Genomic DNA, 16,983 nt, shown 5'->3' with positions numbered 1-16,983 from the left:
GTCACTCCTGCACTTCGGCAGCCGTATAGTTCTTCAGCCGCTGCTCGGCGCTGACGCCCAGTATCTTGAGCATCCACGGCGGCGGTGAATTCGTCATCGCCTGCTGAAACTCCGCGATCACCTCTTCCGCGCTGCCGCCTTGCGGGCGCTTGATCGGGTAGATGTTGGCGCGAATGATCTTGGCGGCGGCAGGGCCGCCGACGGAAACGATATAGACGACATGGCAATCGCCGATGATCTGCGCGCGGAAGGCATTCTTGTCTTCGGCGAAATCGGCCTCCAGCGCGGAACGGATGCCGATCAGGCGGCTGTCGGTCGCCGACACCTGATAGACCAGGAAGCGCAGGCATGAACCGAAATGTCCGCTCAGAGTCATGCCGATATCGGAAGCGATCGCCACCCGCACGGAGCCGGGCATGTCGCCGTCTTTATAGGCCTGCACCTCGGATAGTTTCTCGTCCGACTCCGCATCGCCCCACAGGATGCGCACCGCCAGCTTCATCGCCTCCAGGCCGATGCCGATATCTTCGCCGTCCTCTTCTCCGTCCAGGCTGCCCAGTCCTGTCTTCAGGTCGGTGACGGTGAAGGTGCGCAGGATATCCGCGTCCAGTCTCTCGCCCAGTCTTTCCTGCAGTACATCGATCAATTGCGGCAGCGTGGTATTGGGCAGCGTGCGTGCCGCCAATGCCACGCGCAGCGCGGCTTCCCGGGTGATCAGTTCTGGCTGTTGCATCGCATCGTCTCCATGAAGCGCCTATGGCGTTGCATGCACAGAGTGCAATTACAGTGCCAACACTTGCACACAGAAAACTGCTGCGACATTCAACATGCTGATCGCAAAGGAATCTCGACTTGCGCACTCGGACATGGCGACTCGATCGCTGACGTCAAACTCGCCCAACCTGCCTGCCTAGACTATCCCGATCCGCGTTTTTGTAGCCTTCGCCACAAGCCAGGGCGAGTGTCATGTGCCATTTACAACAGTGGTGCATGGCATTCAAACGCGCCATATATAAAACAATGAGTTAGGCGACAAAATCTGTCGGGCACGCTGTTTGCTCATACTCAGCCAGACCTTACCGGAGGACACATCGTGCAACTACCCGTCATCAACAACGCAGCAAGCGAAGCTCCCAAAGGAGGCTGTTCCGCCGGGTCGTGCGGCTCGACCGACGACCAGATGAACCATCTGCCGGAGCATATCCGCCAGAAGGTGTTCAACCACCCGTGTTATTCCGAGGAAGCGCACCACTACTTCGCACGCATGCATGTGGCGGTGGCCCCTGCATGCAACATCCAGTGCAATTACTGCAACCGCAAATACGACTGCGCCAACGAGTCCCGTCCGGGCGTGGTGTCCGAATTGCACCATCCGGATCAGGCCGTGAAGAAAGTATTGGCCGTCGCGGCGACCATCCCGCAGATGACGGTGCTGGGCATCGCCGGCCCCGGCGATCCTTTGGCCAACCCGGAGCGCACGTTCTCCACGTTCAGCCAGTTGGCCGAGCAGGCGCCGGACATCAAGCTGTGCGTGTCCACCAACGGCCTGTCGCTGCCGGAGCATGTGGAGGAGTTGTCCAAGCACAACATCGACCACGTGACCATCACCATCAACTGCGTCGATCCCGACGTGGGGGCGCAGATCTATCCTTGGATCTTCTGGAAGAACAAGCGTATCAAGGGACGCGAAGGTGCGGCCATCCTCATCGAGCAGCAACAGAAGGGCCTGGAGATGCTGGTCGCCAAGGGCATCCTGGTGAAGGTGAACTCGGTGATGATCCCCGGCGTGAACGACAAGCATCTGGAAGAAGTCTCGAAGATCGTCAAATCCAAAGGTGCGTTCCTGCACAACGTGATGCCGCTGATCTCCGAAGCCGAACACGGCACCTACTACGGTCTCACCGGTCAGCGCGGCCCGACCCACGACGAGCTGCAGGCCTTGCAGGATGCGTGTGCGGGCGACATGAACATGATGCGCCACTGCCGCCAGTGCCGTGCCGATGCGGTGGGGCTGCTGGGCGAGGATCGCGGTGCCGAGTTCACCATGGACAAGATCGAGCAGATGGACATCAATTATCCCGAGGCAATGAAGATGCGCGCCGAGGTACATGCGGCCATCAACGAGGAACTGGAAAGCAAACGTCTGGCGAAAGAAGCCAAGGTGCAGCTGGTCAGCATCCAGGGCATCCAGAAGAAAGAAGTGACACGTCCGGTGCTGATGGCGGTCGCCACCAAGGGCGGCGGCGTGATCAACGAACACTTCGGTCATGCCAGCGAGTTCCTGATCTACGAAGCTTCGTCCGAGGGCGTGCGTTTCATCAGCCACCGCAAGACCATTCCGTACTGTGAAGGCGGCGACACCTGCGGCGACGGCGAAAGCGCACTCGATGTGACCATCCGCGAACTGGCCGGTTGTGAAGTCGTGCTGTGCAGCAAGGTCGGCTACGAACCCTGGGGGCCGCTGGAGGCCGCAGGCATCCAGCCGAACGGCGAACACGCGATGGAAACGATCGAGGAAGCGATCCTCAAGGTATACGAAGAGATGCGCGTGGCGGGCAAGCTGGAAACGAAGGCGGACGAGCAACAAAAGGTGGCTTAACAAGCTGTTCTGGCTTCCTTCTCCCGCGGGCGGGAGAAGGATTGAGGATGAGGGGCTACGAACAACTGACGGCGTTCCACTTCGAATCCCTCCCCTCACCCCAACCCCTCTCCCGCTTGCGGGCGAGGGACTAAGACAGGTTAGTTGAAAGGAAACAACATGGCACTCGAAATCATCGAATCCTGCGTCAATTGCTGGGCATGCGAACCGCTGTGCCCGAGCAAGGCGATCTACGAAGCGAAGCCGCACTTTCTGATCGACCCGAACAAGTGCACCGAATGTGCGGGCGACTTCGAGGATCCGCAGTGCGCCACCATCTGTCCGATCGAAGGTGCGATCCTCAACGAGGATGGCGACGCGATGAATCCGCCGGGTTCGCTCACCGGCATCCCGCTGCAAAAACTGGCCGCCTGAGAAATTCGATCATGGCCACTGTCGTCTTCTACGAGAAGCCCGGTTGCGGCAACAACACCAAGCAGAAGGTGTGGCTGGCCGCATCGGGCCACACCGTGCTGGCAAAGAACCTGCTCACCGAAAAATGGAGTGCGGTGCGGCTGCGCCCGTTCTTCGGCACACTGCCGGTGGCGCAGTGGTTCAACCCGAGCGCGCCGCGCGTCAAATCCGGCGAAGTGGATCCGGCCGCAGTGGATGCACATACCGCGCTCGAGATGATGATCGCCGAACCGTTGCTGATCCGCCGCCCGCTGATGGAAGTGGACGGCGAATTCCGCGCCGGCTTCGATGCAAAAGCAGTGGATGCCTGGATCGGGCTGAACGATAGCCAACCCAAAGACGAACCCTGCCCCAGCGGGCAAGCCCGCTTCCCTCACCCAAACCCTCTCCCGGAGGGCGAGGGAACAAGCGCCGCGCTCCGCGCAATTTCCAATCCTTGCCATCGCTCAGAACCTTGCCCTGCTCCCAAGGAATCTCATCATGCCTAAGGCCAGCGTCACCTTTGAAAAACTCGGCATCACCATATTGGTGCCTGCCGGTACCCGCCTCATAGAGATTTCCGAGAAGATTGGAGCGGGCATCACCTACGGCTGCCGCGAAGGCGAGTGCGGCACGTGTACCGTGCGCATTGTCAGCGGCATGGAGAACATGAGCGAGCGCTCGGTGCTGGAAGACAAGGTGCTGCAAGAAAACATGGCCGGTCGCGACCACCGCCTCGCCTGCCAGGCACAGGTGCTGGGCGGCAACATCGTGGTGCGCGGCTAAGGCGGAAGGCATCATGCGAACCAACGTCATGCACAGGCAGCAAGAAGCCCCTCTCTCTAACTCTGGTGGGACTACTAGCCATTCGACTGATGAAACAACTAGCCATCCCACTAAGCAACCAAAAGACGGTTGCCAAGTGGTTGGTTATAAGCCCGCAAGCGGGCGAGTCGCTGGTTATCTCCCGCAAGCGGGAGAAAGGACGAACGTGAAAGGCGATCTTCAAATCCCGGGCCTGCATGGCGAACTGATGGCGCATGCCGCCGGTTTGCCCAACGATGAGCTGTTCGCGCAGATGATCGCCAGCCAGATCGATGGCAGAGGCGCACTGCCGCCCGCTCTGGGTTTGAACGAAAAGGATTTCTCCGAACTGCTGGCGTGCCACTTTCCCGGCGTCGAACTGGTGATCCGCAACATCGAATGCACCGCCGATCCGCGCGCGCTGGAACGCGACGACGTGCTCGGCCTGCTGCTCGAGCACCGCGCCCACAGGAACCAGTCGGAACACTGGATGGCCGAGATCGTCACTGCCGCATGCATGGCCAGCGACCATCTGTGGCAGGACCTGGGCCTGTGGTCGCGCGACTATCTCAGCCGCCTGATGAAGCAGAACTTTCCCTCGCTCGCGGCGAAGAACGTGCACGACATGAAATGGAAGAAATTCCTCTACAAGCAATTATGCGAACAGGAAGGCATCAACGCCTGTCGCGCACCGAGCTGCGAATACTGTACCGACTATCTGAACTGTTTCGGCCCCGAAGACTAGCACGCTCATGATCACCACCGATCGCGCCATCGCCGCCTACCTTGGCCTCGCCATCGGCGATGCGCTGGGTGCGACGGTGGAGTTCATGACGCCGCGCGAGATCGCGGCGCAATACGGCGTCCACGACACGCTGCGCGGCGGCGGCTGGCTGCACCTGAAACCGGGACAGGTCACCGACGACACCACCATGTCGCTCGCACTCGGCGATTCCATACTTGCGCAGGGGAAAGTGGACGCGTTCGCTGCGGCGCTGGCATTCGACAACTGGATGCGCGCCAAGCCGGTGGACATCGGCAACACCGTGCGGCGCAACCTGCTGCAGTTCCGCAGGACCGGCGATCCGGAGGCGCCCTATTCCGACCACGATGCAGGCAACGGCGCCGCGATGCGCGTGCTGCCCGTGGCGCTCGCCACCTTGGGCCAGGCAGAGGCCGCCGTGCGCGCTGCCTGTCGCGCCCAGGCGCATGTCACCCACCACTGCGCGCTCTCCGATGCCGCCTGCGAATGCCTGGTGTTCATGCTGCAGGATGCCTTGCGCGGCGCAAGCAAGAACGACCTGCTGCACGACCATGCCCACCCGCTCGCGGCACGATTCCCGGCATTCAGGTTCCGTGCGGTAAAGTCCGGCAGCAATCCCAGCGGCTATGTCGCTGACACGATCCCGGCAGTGTTCCAGGGTTTCTTCGATACCGATAATTTCCGCGACTGCCTGGTCGACGTGGTCAACCGCGGCGGCGATGCCGACACCACCGGAGCGATCGCCGGGATGCTGGCAGGCGCACTGTATGGCCCGGCAGAAATGCCCGAAGCCTGGCTGAAGACGCTGGATGCGGACACCCGGCGCGCATGCGAGACCCAGGCGCTGGCATTGCTGCGCGGCAAGTGATCCATACCTCCGGTTGACAACAGAACGAACGTTCTTTACCATGCAAAGAACGTTCGTTCTGTAACTATCATGCCATGGCCAACTTGAATAGCAATTTCCCCAACCCGGCGCGGCGCGCCAACCACTCCGCGCTGCTGTCGCTGACGCATCCCAACAAGAGCATGTTCGAAAGACAGCGGGCCCTGTTGCGCAAGGCGGTGCCGGCAGGCTTCCCGTCGCCCGCCGACGATTACGTCGAGCGCCGTCTCAGCCTGGACGAACACCTGATCCAGCACCGCGAATCCACCTTCTTCATGCGCGTGGCCGGACACTCCATGCGCGACCTCGGCATCTTCGACGGCGACCTGCTGGTCGTGGACCGCTCCGTACCGGCCACCCACGGCTGCGTGGTGGTCGCCGTGATCGACGGCGAATTCACGGTCAAGCAATTGCTCTACACCGCGCAAGGCAAGGTGCTGCGCGCCGCACATCCGGATTACCCGGACATCGCCATCACCGCCGAGCATGACTTTTCCATCTGGGGCGTGGTGCAGTGGAACGTGCATAAAGTGTAGCCATGCAGCGCGCCATCGCACTGGTCGATTGCAATAACTTCTACGTCTCCTGCGAACGCGTGTTCCAGCCCGGTCTGGAAGGCAAGCCCGTGGTCGTGCTCTCCAACAACGACGGTTGCGTGGTGTCGCGTTCGCAGGAAGCCAAAGATCTCGGGCTGAAGATGGCCGCGCCGTGGTACCAGATGAAAGGCCTCGCCAGGCGGCACGGCATCGTCGCCTTCTCATCCAACTACAGCCTGTATGCCGACTTCTCCAACCGCGTGATGTCTTTGCTTTCCCGCTTCAGCCCGAACCAGGAGGTCTACTCGATAGACGAGTCTTTCCTCGATCTGACCGGCATCCCAGTCGACCACACGGCCTACGCCCAACAGATGCGGGAGACCATCAGGCGATGCGTCGGCATTCCGGTATGCGTGGGCATAGCCCCCAGCAAGACGCTGGCCAAACTCGCCAACCATGTCGCCAAGAAGAATTCCCGCTTTAGCGGCGTATGTGACTTCAACGGCATGAACGCGGTCGAACTGGATACGCTGCTCGCCTCGATCGAAGTGGGTGAAGTGTGGGGCATCGGCAGGCACACTGCCCCCAGACTGCAGGAGATCGGCATCCGCTCCGTGCTCGACCTGAAACGCACTCCGGCCAAACGGCTCGGCGCCAGGTTCAGTGTCGTATTCGAGCGCATCGTCGAAGAGCTGAACGGCGGCGCCTGCCTGGAACTGGACGATGTCGCACCCGCAAAACAGCAGATCACCTGCTCCCGCTCGTTCGGCACACTCACCTCCAGCCTGCCCGACCTGGAACAGGCGCTGGTCGCCTACACCACCCGCGCCGCCGAAAAATTGCGCCAGCAGCATTCCATGGCCGGCGGCATCCACGTGTATATCCGCACCAACCCGCACAAGGAAGACGAGCCGCAATACCAGCAGAATATCCTGACACCGCTGGTCGAACCTACCGACGACACCCGCTCGTTCTGTCGCGCAGCGCTGCACGGACTGCGCCAGATCTATCGCAGCGGTCACGCTTACCAGAAGGTCGGCGTCACGCTCACCCATATCATCCCCGCTGCCAACCGGCCCAACACCCTGTTCGACGACGTGGCGACACGGCAAAGATCGCATGCACTGATGACGGCGCTGGATCGCGTCAACCGCAGGATGGGCAGCGGGACGCTGAAGCTCCTGGGCGAAGGGACGCATCAGTCATGGGCGATGCGTAAAGGGAACAGGTCGCAACGATACACGACGGAATGGAGCGAGCTGGCTGTGTGCCGGTCCAGTTGAGTTGCTTGCCCGGCGCCACAGCCGATGCCGTTGCTGCGGAGAAGTATCAGATGGTCATTGCTTGTTGAACTTCTCGATCGCATCCCGCATGGCTTTTACCTGTGGAGATTCCTTCTTGCCGGCAGCTTCCGGTTTGGATTTTGCATTGGATGCAGGTGCGGCCGGTTTCGTGGCAGTCGCTGTCTGGTCTTTTCCGGCGGCCGGCAATGCGGGTGCAGCAACTGGCGCAGAGACTGCACCGGCAACGGAAGATGCGGCCACAGGGGCGCTGGCTGCTTCACGCAACTGCGTTTCCAACGTGGGAGAGACCTTCAGCTTCACCTGCAAGTGCGTGACACTCTGAATGATCTTCGCATCCTGCTCATCCAGCTTCTTGCGCTCTTCGGCATGCAGGTTCTTTTCGCGCGCAGAATTCAGCTTGAGCGTTTCCAGATCGTTCCTGATGGCCGACAGGCTTGCGTTCAAACCATCCACCCTGGCAGTCAATTCCTGGAGCTTTGCCCGGTCCGCCTGGGACTGGTTACTGGTCAACGCGATCACGCCGACAACCAGGGCAACGACAGACACGAAGGGCGCAAAACCGATCATCGCATAGTGGGCGACGACCTTCAGTTTGGCACGCAGCAGGTCGGCTTTCGACGGGGAGCCATCGTCTTCTTCGGCTTCGTGTTCTCTGTCTCTTTCCATGATCGTTTCCTTGGGCAAGTTGGCGTTTGCAACATGCGTTGCAGCCGCCGTCAATATTCAGTCGCAGTCCAAGTCTATCACCATGTCCGTCAACTGCGCGCCCTTCCGGCCATGGTCCTGGATCGGGACATGTTGACGCAGCCGGCTGCGCATCTGGCCTGTCTGCAGCCGACAGGACTCACGCTTGCAGGTCGAACACCAGCACTTCGGCATCGATGCCATTGGTCAGCTCGACCAGGTTCTCATGTTCCAGCAGAACCGCATCCCCTGCCCCGATTCTCCGGCCATTGACCTGCAGCGTGCCACGCACCAGATGCACATAGCCTTTGCGTGCAGGATCCAGCGCCAGTTGCGCCCGCTCGCCGTCGTCGAAAAGACCCGCATAGAGCCTGGCATCGGCGTGGATGCTGACCGAGCCCTGCGCCCCATCGGGCGAAGCCACGAGGCACAGGGTACCGCGCTTGTTTTGTTCCGGAATGGTCTTCTGCTCGTAGCTCGGCGCGATGCCGGTCACGTTCGGCATGATCCATATCTGCAGGAAGTGGGTGACCTGGCCTTTGGCGTGGTTGAATTCGCTGTGCACCACGCCTGTGCCCGCGCTCATGCGCTGCACGTCGCCCGGCGGGATGCTCTGGACGTTGCCCATGCTGTCCTCATGCGCCAGTTCGCCCGACAGCACATAACTGATGATCTCCATATCGCGGTGACCATGCTTGCCGAAACCGGTACCCGGATCGATGCGGTCTTCGTTGATGACGCGCAGATTGCCCCAGCCCATATAGGCCGCATCGTAATAGTCGGCAAACGAGAACGAGTGGTAGCTCTTGAGCCAGCCGTGATCGACGTATCCACGGTCTTGAGATTTTCGCAGCGCAGGCATATCCGCACTCCTTGTTGATGATGGTCTGATCGGGCTGGCCAAATGGCCGCTCCGGCCTATGCAATTAGTCACTGGAATTTTATACCCGACTAATTTACTATGCTTACATAAATATTATTACAAACATCTGTCGCGGGAGTTCGATTGCCGCATCAACCCGAAAAAACAGTTGCCCGGAATGCTGGGCTGATCAAGGCGTTGCGCGACTTCTTGCCGCCCGAATCGGTACTGGACCAGAGGGAGCAGCTACGCCCGTTCGAATGCGACGGGCTGTCGGTCTATCGGCAACTGCCGATGGTCGTGGTGCTGCCGGAGACCATAGCGCAGGTGCAAGGCATCATGCGCCTGTGCCATGCGCAAGACATACCGGTAGTGGCGCGCGGCGCGGGCACCGGACTTTCCGGCGGCGCACTGCCTTTGGCGAATGGGGTACTGCTGAGCCTGGCGAAATTCAGGAACATCCTGCACATCGATCCGCATAACGCGATGGCCACCGTGCAACCGGGTGTGCGCAACCTGGCAATATCCGAAGCGGCAGCCGCATACGGACTGTATTACGCGCCGGACCCCTCCTCGCAGATCGCCTGCACCATAGGCGGCAATGTCGCGGAGAATTCCGGCGGCGTGCATTGCCTTAAATACGGGCTGACGGTACACAACATCCTGATGTTGAAAGTGGTCACGGCGGAAGGCGAACTGCTCACCATAGGCGCGGAGACGCTGGATGCACCCGGATATGACCTGCTGGCACTGATGACCGGTTCCGAAGGCATGCTCGGCATCATCGTCGAGGTCACCGTCAAATTGCTGGCCAGACCGGAACGCGCCCAGGTCGTGCTCGCGGCATTCGACGATGTGGTGAAAGCGGGCGAGGCGGTCGGCGCGATCATCGCGGCAGGCATCATCCCGGCCGGACTGGAAATGATGGACAGGCTCGCCATCCAGGCGGCCGAGGATTTCGTGCATGCCGGTTATCCGCGCGATGCCGAAGCGATCCTGCTATGCGAACTGGACGGCACCAATGCCGAAGTATCCGAGTACATCATGACGATGCGCAGGATCTTGACCGATAGCGGCGCGACCGAAGTGCGCACCGCGGTGGACGAGGCCGAACGGCAATTGTTCTGGAAGGGACGCAAGTCGGCCTTTCCCGCTGTGGGACGCATCTCGCCGGATTATTACTGCATGGACGGCACCATTCCGCGCCGCCAGTTACCGCATGTGCTGCGCCGCATCAGCGAGATGTCGGAAGAATATGGATTGGCGGTCGCCAACGTATTCCACGCCGGCGACGGCAACCTGCACCCGCTGATATTGTTCGATGCCAACAAGGAGGGCGAACTGCATCGCGCCGAAGAGCTCGGCCAGGGCATCCTGCAGCTATGCGTGGAAGTCGGCGGCACCATCACCGGCGAACATGGTGTCGGCATGGAGAAGATCGACCAGATGTGCATCCAGTTCCGCAGCGCGGAGCTGGCGCAGTTCCATGCCGTCAAAGCCGCATTCGATCCATCCGGACTGCTCAATCCCGGCAAAGCCGTTCCGACGCTGCAACGCTGCGCCGAGTTCGGTGCCATGCATGTCCATCACGGAAAACTCTCCCATCCCGAACTGGAGCGCTTCTGATGAGCGGACAGGACATCAGCACAGCGCTGCAGCAACAGGTGATGGATGCGTCGCACCACGCAACGCCGCTCACCATTTCCGGCGGCGGCAGCAAATCCTTTCTTGGAAGAAACAGCGACGCGCTGCGGATCGACGTCAGCCCTCATCGCGGCATCGTCGAATACGATCCGCGCGAACTGGTGCTGACGGCGCGCAGCGGCACCACGTTGCAGGAGATCGAAACTGCGCTGACCGAAGCCGGGCAGATGCTGGCGTTCGAGCCGCCACATTTCGGCACTGGCGCCACCCTGGGCGGCACCATCGCCTGCGCGCTGTCCGGCCCGCGCAGGCCATACAGCGGTTCGGCGCGCGATTTCGTGCTGGGCTGCAAACTGCTGAACGGCCGCGGCGAGATACTCGGGTTCGGCGGACAGGTGATGAAGAACGTCGCAGGCTACGATGTTTCGCGGCTGATGGCGGGAGCCCACGGCACGTTGGGCATACTGCTGGAGATCAGCCTGAAAGTGCTGCCACGTCCGGCAGCCAGCATCACCGTGGCACGCGAATGCAGTCCGACCGAAGCGATAGCGAGCATGAGCGGATTGCTGAGCAAACCGCTGCCGGTTGATGGCGCCTGCTACCACGGCGACCACTGTTACGTGCGCCTTTCCGGCAGCGCGCAGGCAGTCAAGGAGGCGCGCAACAAGATACCCGGCGACGTGATGCCGGAAGCGGATGCTTTCTGGCATGCACTGCGCGAACATGCGCTGCCATTCTTCCGCCACAGCAGCACCCTGTATCGCATCATGGTGAAACCTGCCACGCCGCAATTGCCCATCGAAGGCTCATGGCTGCTGGACTGGGGCGGCGCACAGCGCTGGCTGTACAGCGATGAGGATGGTGCAGCGATCCGCCACAGCGTGGAACTGGCTGGCGGACATGTCAGCGTGTTTCGCAACGATGCTCGCCATGACGAGACATGCCAGCCGCTGCCCGCGCCATTGCTGGCCATACACCGGCGCCTCAAGGCCAGCTTCGATCCGGACAACATCTTCAATCGCGGCCGTTTGTACGCACGACTCTGAATGCAGACCTCCATCTCTCCCGACTCGCTGGACAATCCCGACATCGCCGAAGCCGATGCCATCCTGCGCAGCTGTGTGCATTGCGGTTTCTGCAATGCGACTTGCCCGACCTATCAGTTGCTGGGCTCGGAACTGGATGGCCCGCGCGGACGCATCTATCTGATCAAGGAGATGCTGGAGACCGGACAGGCCAGCGGCGAGACGCGTTTGCATCTGGATCGCTGCCTGACTTGCCGCTCCTGCGAGACCACTTGCCCGTCCGGCGTACGCTACGGTCGCCTGATCGACATCGGCCGCGAGCTGGCCGAAGAACATGCACCGCGTTCGCCCGCACAACGACTGCTGCGCAAGGCCATGCTTGCAGTGATTCCCTATACTGCCCGCCTCTCCGTTGCGCTGACTTTGGCGCGCATGTTACGGCCGCTGTTGCCATCGCAGCTGCAGCAGAAGATCCCGGCCAGACAGATCCCGACCATCACCCCGGCGACCGCACACCCGCGGCGCATGCTGGTACTGCAAGGCTGCATCCAGCCGCTGAGCACGCCGAACACCAATGCCGCCGCAGCACGCGTGCTCGACCGGCTTGGCATCTCGCTGATCAGCGCGCAAGGCGCCGGTTGCTGCGGAGCACTGAACCAGCACCTGTCCGACAAGGAAGGTGCACGGGCGATGATGCGGCGCAACATCGATGCCTGGTGGCCGCATGTCGAGAGCGGTGCCGAGGCCATTGTCATGACTGCCAGCGGCTGCGGAACGACCGTCAAGGATTACGGTGCCGCACTGCAAGACGATGCAGCGTACGCACACAAGGCCGCACGCATCAGCGCCTTGACCCGCGACTTGAGCGAGATACTGCATCACGAAGACCTGAGTGCGCTCGAACATATCGGCCACGGCATACGCGTTGCCTATCAGTCATCCTGCACCTTGCAGCACGGCCAGAAGCTGGCAGGAATGGTAGAGACGATATTGCGGCGCTGCGGCTACGAACTCACACCGGTCGCGGATGCCCATCTGTGCTGCGGGGCGGCAGGAACCTATACCCTGCTGCAGGCCGGGCTTTCCCGGCAACTGCTGGAGAACAAGCTGGCCGCGCTGCACAGCGGCAAACCCGAAGTCATCGCCACCGCCAATGTCGGTTGCCAGATGCACCTGGCCGGCGCAAGCGAAGTGCCGGTCAGGCACTGGATAGAGTTGTTGGAGCAGAACCAGGATCAATCGTCGTCAACTTTTAATCAGGAAAGGTAACAGCATGTCCATAAAATCATTCCACCCGCCGCAACGTGTTCTGATGGGCCCCGGTCCTTCCGATGTCAGTCCGCGTGTCCTGGAAGCCATGTCGCGCCCAACCATCGGCCACCTCGACCCGATGTTCGTGTCCATGATGGACGAGATGAAGGCGCTGCTGAAATACGCGTTCCAGACCGAGAACGAATTGACCATGCCTGTTTCTGCACCGGGCTCGGCCGGCATGGAGACCTGCTTCGTCAACCTGGTCGAGCCGGGCGACAAGGTCATCGTATGCCAGAACGGCGTGTTCGGCGGACGCATGAAGGAGAACGTCGAACGCTGCGGCGGCATCGCGGTGATGGTGCAGGATGAATGGGGCCGCGCCGTCGACCCGCAGAAGCTGGAAGATGCGCTGAAAGCCAATCCGGACACCAAGGTCGTCGCCTTCGTGCATGCGGAGACATCCACAGGCGCATTGTCCGACGCAAAGACACTGGTCGAGGTCGCGCACCGGCATGGCTGCCTGGTCATCGTGGACGCGGTCACCTCGCTGGTTGGTTCGCCGCTCAAGGTGGATGAGTGGGAGATCGATGCGATCTATTCGGGAACGCAGAAATGCCTGTCGTGCACCCCCGGCCTCTCGCCTGTCAGTTTCAGCGCCAAGGCACTGGAGAAGATCAAGAACCGCAAGACCAGGGTGCAAAGCTGGTTCATGGATCTCAACCTGGTGATGGGTTACTGGGGCGGCTCAACCAAACGCGCCTACCACCATACCGCGCCGATCAATGCGCTATACGGTTTGCATGAGGCGCTGGTGATGCTGCAGGAAGAAGGCCTGCAAGATTCCTGGGCCCGTCACCAGAAGAACCATCTCGCACTGCGCGCCGGACTGGAGGCGATGGGCCTCAACTTTGTAGTGCCGGAAGCGGACCGCCTGCCGCAACTCAATGCGATCACCGTACCGCAAGGTGTGGATGAGGCTGCAGTGCGCAACCTTCTGTTATCCGACTACCAGCTGGAGATCGGTGCCGGACTTGGCGCGATGGCCGGCAAAGTGTGGCGCATCGGCCTGATGGGCCACGCCAGCAATCCGCGCAACGTGTTGCTCTGTCTGAGCGCGCTGGACGACGTGCTCGGCCGCATGAAGGCACCGATCAGACGCGGCGTCGCGGTGGATGCGGCAAACGCGAAACTGGCTGGTTGATACATTGATGCGTGGTGCGAGCGACCGCTTCTGCACAAGGCGGTCGCATCCTCACCTGAGGATGCTCATCGCTTTCGCTCATGCAACAGATCGCGCAGACGCCTCGCTGCCGGTTTGAGCGGAGTGCGGCAACGCGTCCACGCGCCCTGATCCGTGGGCGAAAGCTGATGGCCGCGGCTGATGAACCACGAGGTCAGTCGATATAGCCCGAGCCGGCTGTAGATGAGCGACCAGGCCTTCCATAGCGCACTGGCGAGCGCGCTGCGTCCGGCACCGCTGCCGCGCAACGACGCATCCGCACCGCCCGGCCGTGCCTGCGCTTCGTTGCGCAAGCGGACCAGGATGTCGGTGATGGGGATCTTCACCGGACAGACTTCGACGCAGGCACCGCACAGCGTCGAGGCAAACGCCAGCGGATAGGTGGCGGCCAGCCCCAGCATGTGCGGCGAGACGATGGCACCGATGGGACCGGGATAGGTGGTGCCGTAGGCATGGCCGCCGATGCGCGCATATACCGGGCAGTGGTTCATGCAGGCGCCGCAACGGATGCACTGCAGCGTGGCGCGCAACTGTTCGTCGGCATAGGCCTGGCTGCGGCCGTTGTCGATGAGGATCAGGTGCACCTCTCCGGGGCCGTCCTTCTCTCCCGGCTGGCGCGGATGGCTGATCATATTGAAGTAGGTGGTGATAGTCTGGCCGGTGGCCGAGCGCGTCAGCAGGCTGTACAGCGGCAGCACGTGCTCCAGCTTTTCCACCACCTTCTCGATGCCGGTGACGGCGATGTGCACTTTCGGCACGGTGGTGCACATGCGCCCGTTGCCCTCGTTCTCGACCAGGCACAGTGTGCCGGTCTCGGCCACCGCGAAATTCACGCCGGAAAGACCGATGTCCGCTTCGGCGAATTTGCGCCGCAACACCTTGCGTCCGATGCGGATCAGTTCGTCCACGTCCTCGGTGTAGTCTACGCCGGGGATCTTCTCGGCGAACAACGCGGCGATCTCCTGTTTGGTCTTGTGGATGGCCGGCATGATGATGTGGGAAGGTTTCTCGCCGGCCAGTTCGACGATGTATTCGCCCATGTCGGTCTCGAACGCATCGATGCCGGCATCTGCCATCGCGTGATTGAAGCCGATCTCCTCGCTGACCATGGACTTGCCCTTGGCGATGGTGCGTGCATCGTGACTGCGGGCGATGTCGAGCGCGATGGCGTTGGCCTCGTCAGCCGTTTCCGCCCAGTGCACCCGGATGCCGTTGGCGACGAGATTGCGTTCGAGTTGCTCGAGCAGTTGCGGCAACCGGGCCAGGCTGTAGCGGCGAATGGCCTCGCCGAGTTCGCGCAGTCCGGCCAGTTCATCCCGGTCGGCGAACTGGGCACGACGTTTCTCCTGCAGGAAATCCATCGCGCCGCGAAAGTTCCTGCGCTGCGCAGGATCATTGACGGCAGCGCGGCTGCGCTGCCTGAAGTCTGCGTCCGGCTGGAAATGCACGACCTGGTTCATGTGCCATCTCCCCGCTGGTGACACAGCAACACGACCAGTTCGCGCGGACCGTGCGCGCCGTAGGCCAGCGTTTGCTGGATGTCTGCCGTCTTGGAAGGACCCGAGATCAACAGCGCGTTGGTCGGCAAGCTGTCCTTCCAGCCTTCGGCAGTGATGGCCGCATGAAAATCGGCATGGATGGCGGTTGCATCGAGCAGGACGAAATGCAGCGGCGGCACCAGCGACATCAGGCGCGGCTCGGCAGCATCGGGCCACAAAACCAAAGTACCCGTTTCCGCGATAGCACTCCTGGCCAGCGTCAGCGAAGCATCGATACCGTCGAACAAGCGGTCGCGCCACGACTCGATCGGGGTGTCATAACACACCAGTTGCAGGTTTGCCGGGCTGCGCGCTTGCAGCACCTTGCCATGCGCTGTGCCATCGCCGATGAGCAGCGTGCGCATTTTTTTAGCTGCTGCGATCTGCAGCAGCAGTTCGGGCCAGTCGCTGGAAGTGGTGACGTGCACTTCGGCATGCGCGGACTCGAGCGCAGTGCGCAGGCGCGCGATGCGCTGTGCGATGTCCTCGTTGCGCTGGTGCGACGCATACCAGCCGCCGACATCGGGCAGGGGCGGCGCAGTGGTGGTCGCGCGGCGCAAGCGGCCGAGGATGTTGTTGCGCGCACTCATGACCGCTCTTTCGAGGTGCGTCGCCACAGGAAGCTGGCGATATGTTCGCCCGGCAGGGAGGGTGTCGGGCGACCGGCAAGCTCGTCCTGCTTCGCGGCGCGTCCGGTGATGTTGAACAGGCAGCCGCAATCGGCGCTGACCACGCGCTCGGCCCCGGTCGCGCGCAGGCTCTCAACCTTGTCGCTGACGATCGCCTCGGAGATATCGGGATAGCGCATGGCAAAGGTTCCGCCGAAACCGCAACACTCCTCGATGCGCGCCTGTTCCACCACCTTCAGATGCGACAACCCATCCAGCAGCGCCACGCTGGTTTCGTGCGAACCCATCTCGCGGCGCGCATGACAAGAAGTGTGCAGTGCAACGGTGCAAGCGGGGCCGATATCAGGCCGGTTGAAATCGACGACATGCACGAGGAATTCGGTCAGCTCGAAGATGCGCCCGGCAAGTTCTGTGGATCTGGCCAGCAACGACGGATCGTCGGCAAACAGTTGCGGATAGTGATGCCGCATCATCGCCGCGCAGGAACCGGACGGCACGACCACCGGCCAGGGTTGCGGGAACAGATCGAGTTGCCGGCGTGCCACGGCGCGTGCCTCGTCCGGATAGCCGCTGCTGTAGGCGGGCTGTCCGCAGCAAGTCTGCCGTTCCGGAAAATGGACCCTGATGCCTTCGCGCTCAAGCAGGCGGATGGTGTCGAGCCCGGCTTCGGGAGCGAACTGGTCCACCAGGCAGGTGGCAAAAAGGTAGGCGTCCGCTGGTTTGGACGGATATATCCGCTCCGCTGTTGCACCCGTCTTCATAGTGGTGGAGATGCGCCGTTCA

The 16,983-nt window shown here is 61.7% G+C and carries 18 protein-coding genes; 12 read left to right on the top strand and 6 right to left on the bottom strand.

All coding sequences use genetic code 11. The features are described from left to right. Position 1 precedes the first annotated feature (1 nt). Positions 2-733, bottom strand: a complete 732-nt coding sequence (locus SLIT_RS04190) for a dinitrogenase iron-molybdenum cofactor biosynthesis protein (RefSeq protein ID WP_013028975.1) — start codon at positions 731-733, stop codon at positions 2-4. Between the two features lie 360 nt (positions 734-1,093). Here SLIT_RS04190 and nifB point away from each other — a divergent pair, with 360 nt between their 5' ends. From nifB to SLIT_RS04150, 8 genes are all read left to right on the top strand, one after another. Further along, positions 1,094-2,599: a nitrogenase cofactor biosynthesis protein NifB gene (gene nifB / locus SLIT_RS04185; RefSeq protein WP_013028974.1), complete on the top strand. Its 1,506-nt coding sequence runs from the start codon at positions 1,094-1,096 to the stop codon at positions 2,597-2,599. 159 nt (positions 2,600-2,758) lie between these two features. Continuing rightward, the gene (locus SLIT_RS04180) at positions 2,759-3,013 is read left to right on the top strand and encodes a 4Fe-4S dicluster domain-containing protein (RefSeq protein ID WP_013028973.1); all 255 of its coding nucleotides are present in this window, start codon (positions 2,759-2,761) and stop codon (positions 3,011-3,013) included. A gap of 11 nt (positions 3,014-3,024) precedes the next feature. Next, complete coding sequence (locus tag SLIT_RS04175) at positions 3,025-3,540, top strand: ArsC/Spx/MgsR family protein (RefSeq protein WP_013028972.1); 516 nt, start codon at positions 3,025-3,027, stop codon at positions 3,538-3,540. Beyond that, complete coding sequence (locus tag SLIT_RS04170) at positions 3,533-3,817, top strand: 2Fe-2S iron-sulfur cluster-binding protein (protein WP_013028971.1); 285 nt, start codon at positions 3,533-3,535, stop codon at positions 3,815-3,817. The genes SLIT_RS04175 and SLIT_RS04170 overlap by 8 nt, the downstream gene beginning before the upstream one ends. A 205-nt stretch (positions 3,818-4,022) precedes the next feature. Further along, on the top strand, positions 4,023-4,580 hold the full coding sequence (locus tag SLIT_RS04165) for a nitrogen fixation protein NifQ (protein ID WP_013028970.1): 558 nt from the start codon (positions 4,023-4,025) through the stop codon (positions 4,578-4,580). A gap of 7 nt (positions 4,581-4,587) precedes the next feature. Then, positions 4,588-5,466, top strand: coding sequence for an ADP-ribosyl-[dinitrogen reductase] hydrolase (draG, locus tag SLIT_RS04160; RefSeq protein ID WP_013028969.1), 879 nt, complete (start codon positions 4,588-4,590; stop codon positions 5,464-5,466). A gap of 74 nt (positions 5,467-5,540) precedes the next feature. Continuing rightward, complete coding sequence (locus tag SLIT_RS04155) at positions 5,541-6,020, top strand: LexA family protein (RefSeq protein ID WP_013028968.1); 480 nt, start codon at positions 5,541-5,543, stop codon at positions 6,018-6,020. 2 nt (positions 6,021-6,022) lie between these two features. Beyond that, a complete protein-coding gene (locus SLIT_RS04150) occupies positions 6,023-7,303 on the top strand; it encodes a Y-family DNA polymerase (protein WP_013028967.1) in 1,281 nt (426 codons plus the stop codon). A 54-nt stretch (positions 7,304-7,357) separates the two neighbouring features. Here SLIT_RS04150 and SLIT_RS04145 read toward each other — a convergent pair whose 3' ends face one another. Together SLIT_RS04145 and SLIT_RS04140 are read right to left on the bottom strand one after the other, a co-directional pair. Then, positions 7,358-7,990, bottom strand: a complete 633-nt coding sequence (locus SLIT_RS04145) for a hypothetical protein (RefSeq protein ID WP_013028966.1) — start codon at positions 7,988-7,990, stop codon at positions 7,358-7,360. Positions 7,991-8,168: 178 nt separating this feature from the next. Further along, positions 8,169-8,870, bottom strand: coding sequence for a pirin family protein (locus SLIT_RS04140; RefSeq protein WP_013028965.1), 702 nt, complete (start codon positions 8,868-8,870; stop codon positions 8,169-8,171). 144 nt (positions 8,871-9,014) lie between these two features. On the opposite strand from SLIT_RS04140, the gene SLIT_RS04135 reads away from it, so the two are divergent. Genes SLIT_RS04135 through SLIT_RS04120 form a run of 4 tightly spaced genes read left to right on the top strand, consistent with a single transcriptional unit; the run spans position 9,015 to position 13,994 of the window. Continuing rightward, positions 9,015-10,496, top strand: coding sequence for an FAD-linked oxidase C-terminal domain-containing protein (locus tag SLIT_RS04135; protein ID WP_013028964.1), 1,482 nt, complete (start codon positions 9,015-9,017; stop codon positions 10,494-10,496). Continuing rightward, on the top strand, positions 10,496-11,560 hold the full coding sequence (glcE, locus tag SLIT_RS04130) for a glycolate oxidase subunit GlcE (RefSeq protein WP_013028963.1): 1,065 nt from the start codon (positions 10,496-10,498) through the stop codon (positions 11,558-11,560). The genes SLIT_RS04135 and glcE overlap by 1 nt, the downstream gene beginning before the upstream one ends. Next, entirely contained in the window at positions 11,561-12,808 is a 1,248-nt protein-coding gene (gene glcF / locus SLIT_RS04125) for a glycolate oxidase subunit GlcF (RefSeq protein ID WP_013028962.1), read from the top strand. Between the two features lie 4 nt (positions 12,809-12,812). Then, positions 12,813-13,994 carry a pyridoxal-phosphate-dependent aminotransferase family protein gene (locus tag SLIT_RS04120; RefSeq protein ID WP_013028961.1) on the top strand — a complete coding sequence of 394 codons (1,182 nt, stop codon included), beginning with the start codon at positions 12,813-12,815 and terminating at the stop codon, positions 13,992-13,994. 65 nt (positions 13,995-14,059) lie between these two features. Here the strand turns inward: SLIT_RS04120 and SLIT_RS04115 are convergent, their stop codons facing one another. Genes SLIT_RS04115 through SLIT_RS04105 form a run of 3 tightly spaced genes read right to left on the bottom strand, consistent with a single transcriptional unit; the run spans position 14,060 to position 16,961 of the window. Then, on the bottom strand, positions 14,060-15,493 hold the full coding sequence (locus SLIT_RS04115) for a LutB/LldF family L-lactate oxidation iron-sulfur protein (RefSeq protein WP_013028960.1): 1,434 nt from the start codon (positions 15,491-15,493) through the stop codon (positions 14,060-14,062). Beyond that, on the bottom strand, positions 15,490-16,161 hold the full coding sequence (locus SLIT_RS04110; protein ID WP_013028959.1) for a LutC/YkgG family protein: 672 nt from the start codon (positions 16,159-16,161) through the stop codon (positions 15,490-15,492). Before SLIT_RS04110 ends, SLIT_RS04115 begins: the two co-directional genes overlap by 4 nt. Further along, positions 16,158-16,961 carry a (Fe-S)-binding protein gene (locus tag SLIT_RS04105; RefSeq protein WP_013028958.1) on the bottom strand — a complete coding sequence of 268 codons (804 nt, stop codon included), beginning with the start codon at positions 16,959-16,961 and terminating at the stop codon, positions 16,158-16,160. The genes SLIT_RS04110 and SLIT_RS04105 overlap by 4 nt, the downstream gene beginning before the upstream one ends. Positions 16,962-16,983 lie beyond the last annotated feature (22 nt).

Source organism: Sideroxydans lithotrophicus ES-1, assembly GCF_000025705.1.
Lineage (GTDB): Bacteria > Pseudomonadota > Gammaproteobacteria > Burkholderiales > Gallionellaceae > Sideroxyarcus > Sideroxyarcus lithotrophicus.
This window is presented reverse-complemented; position numbering and strand designations above follow the sequence as displayed.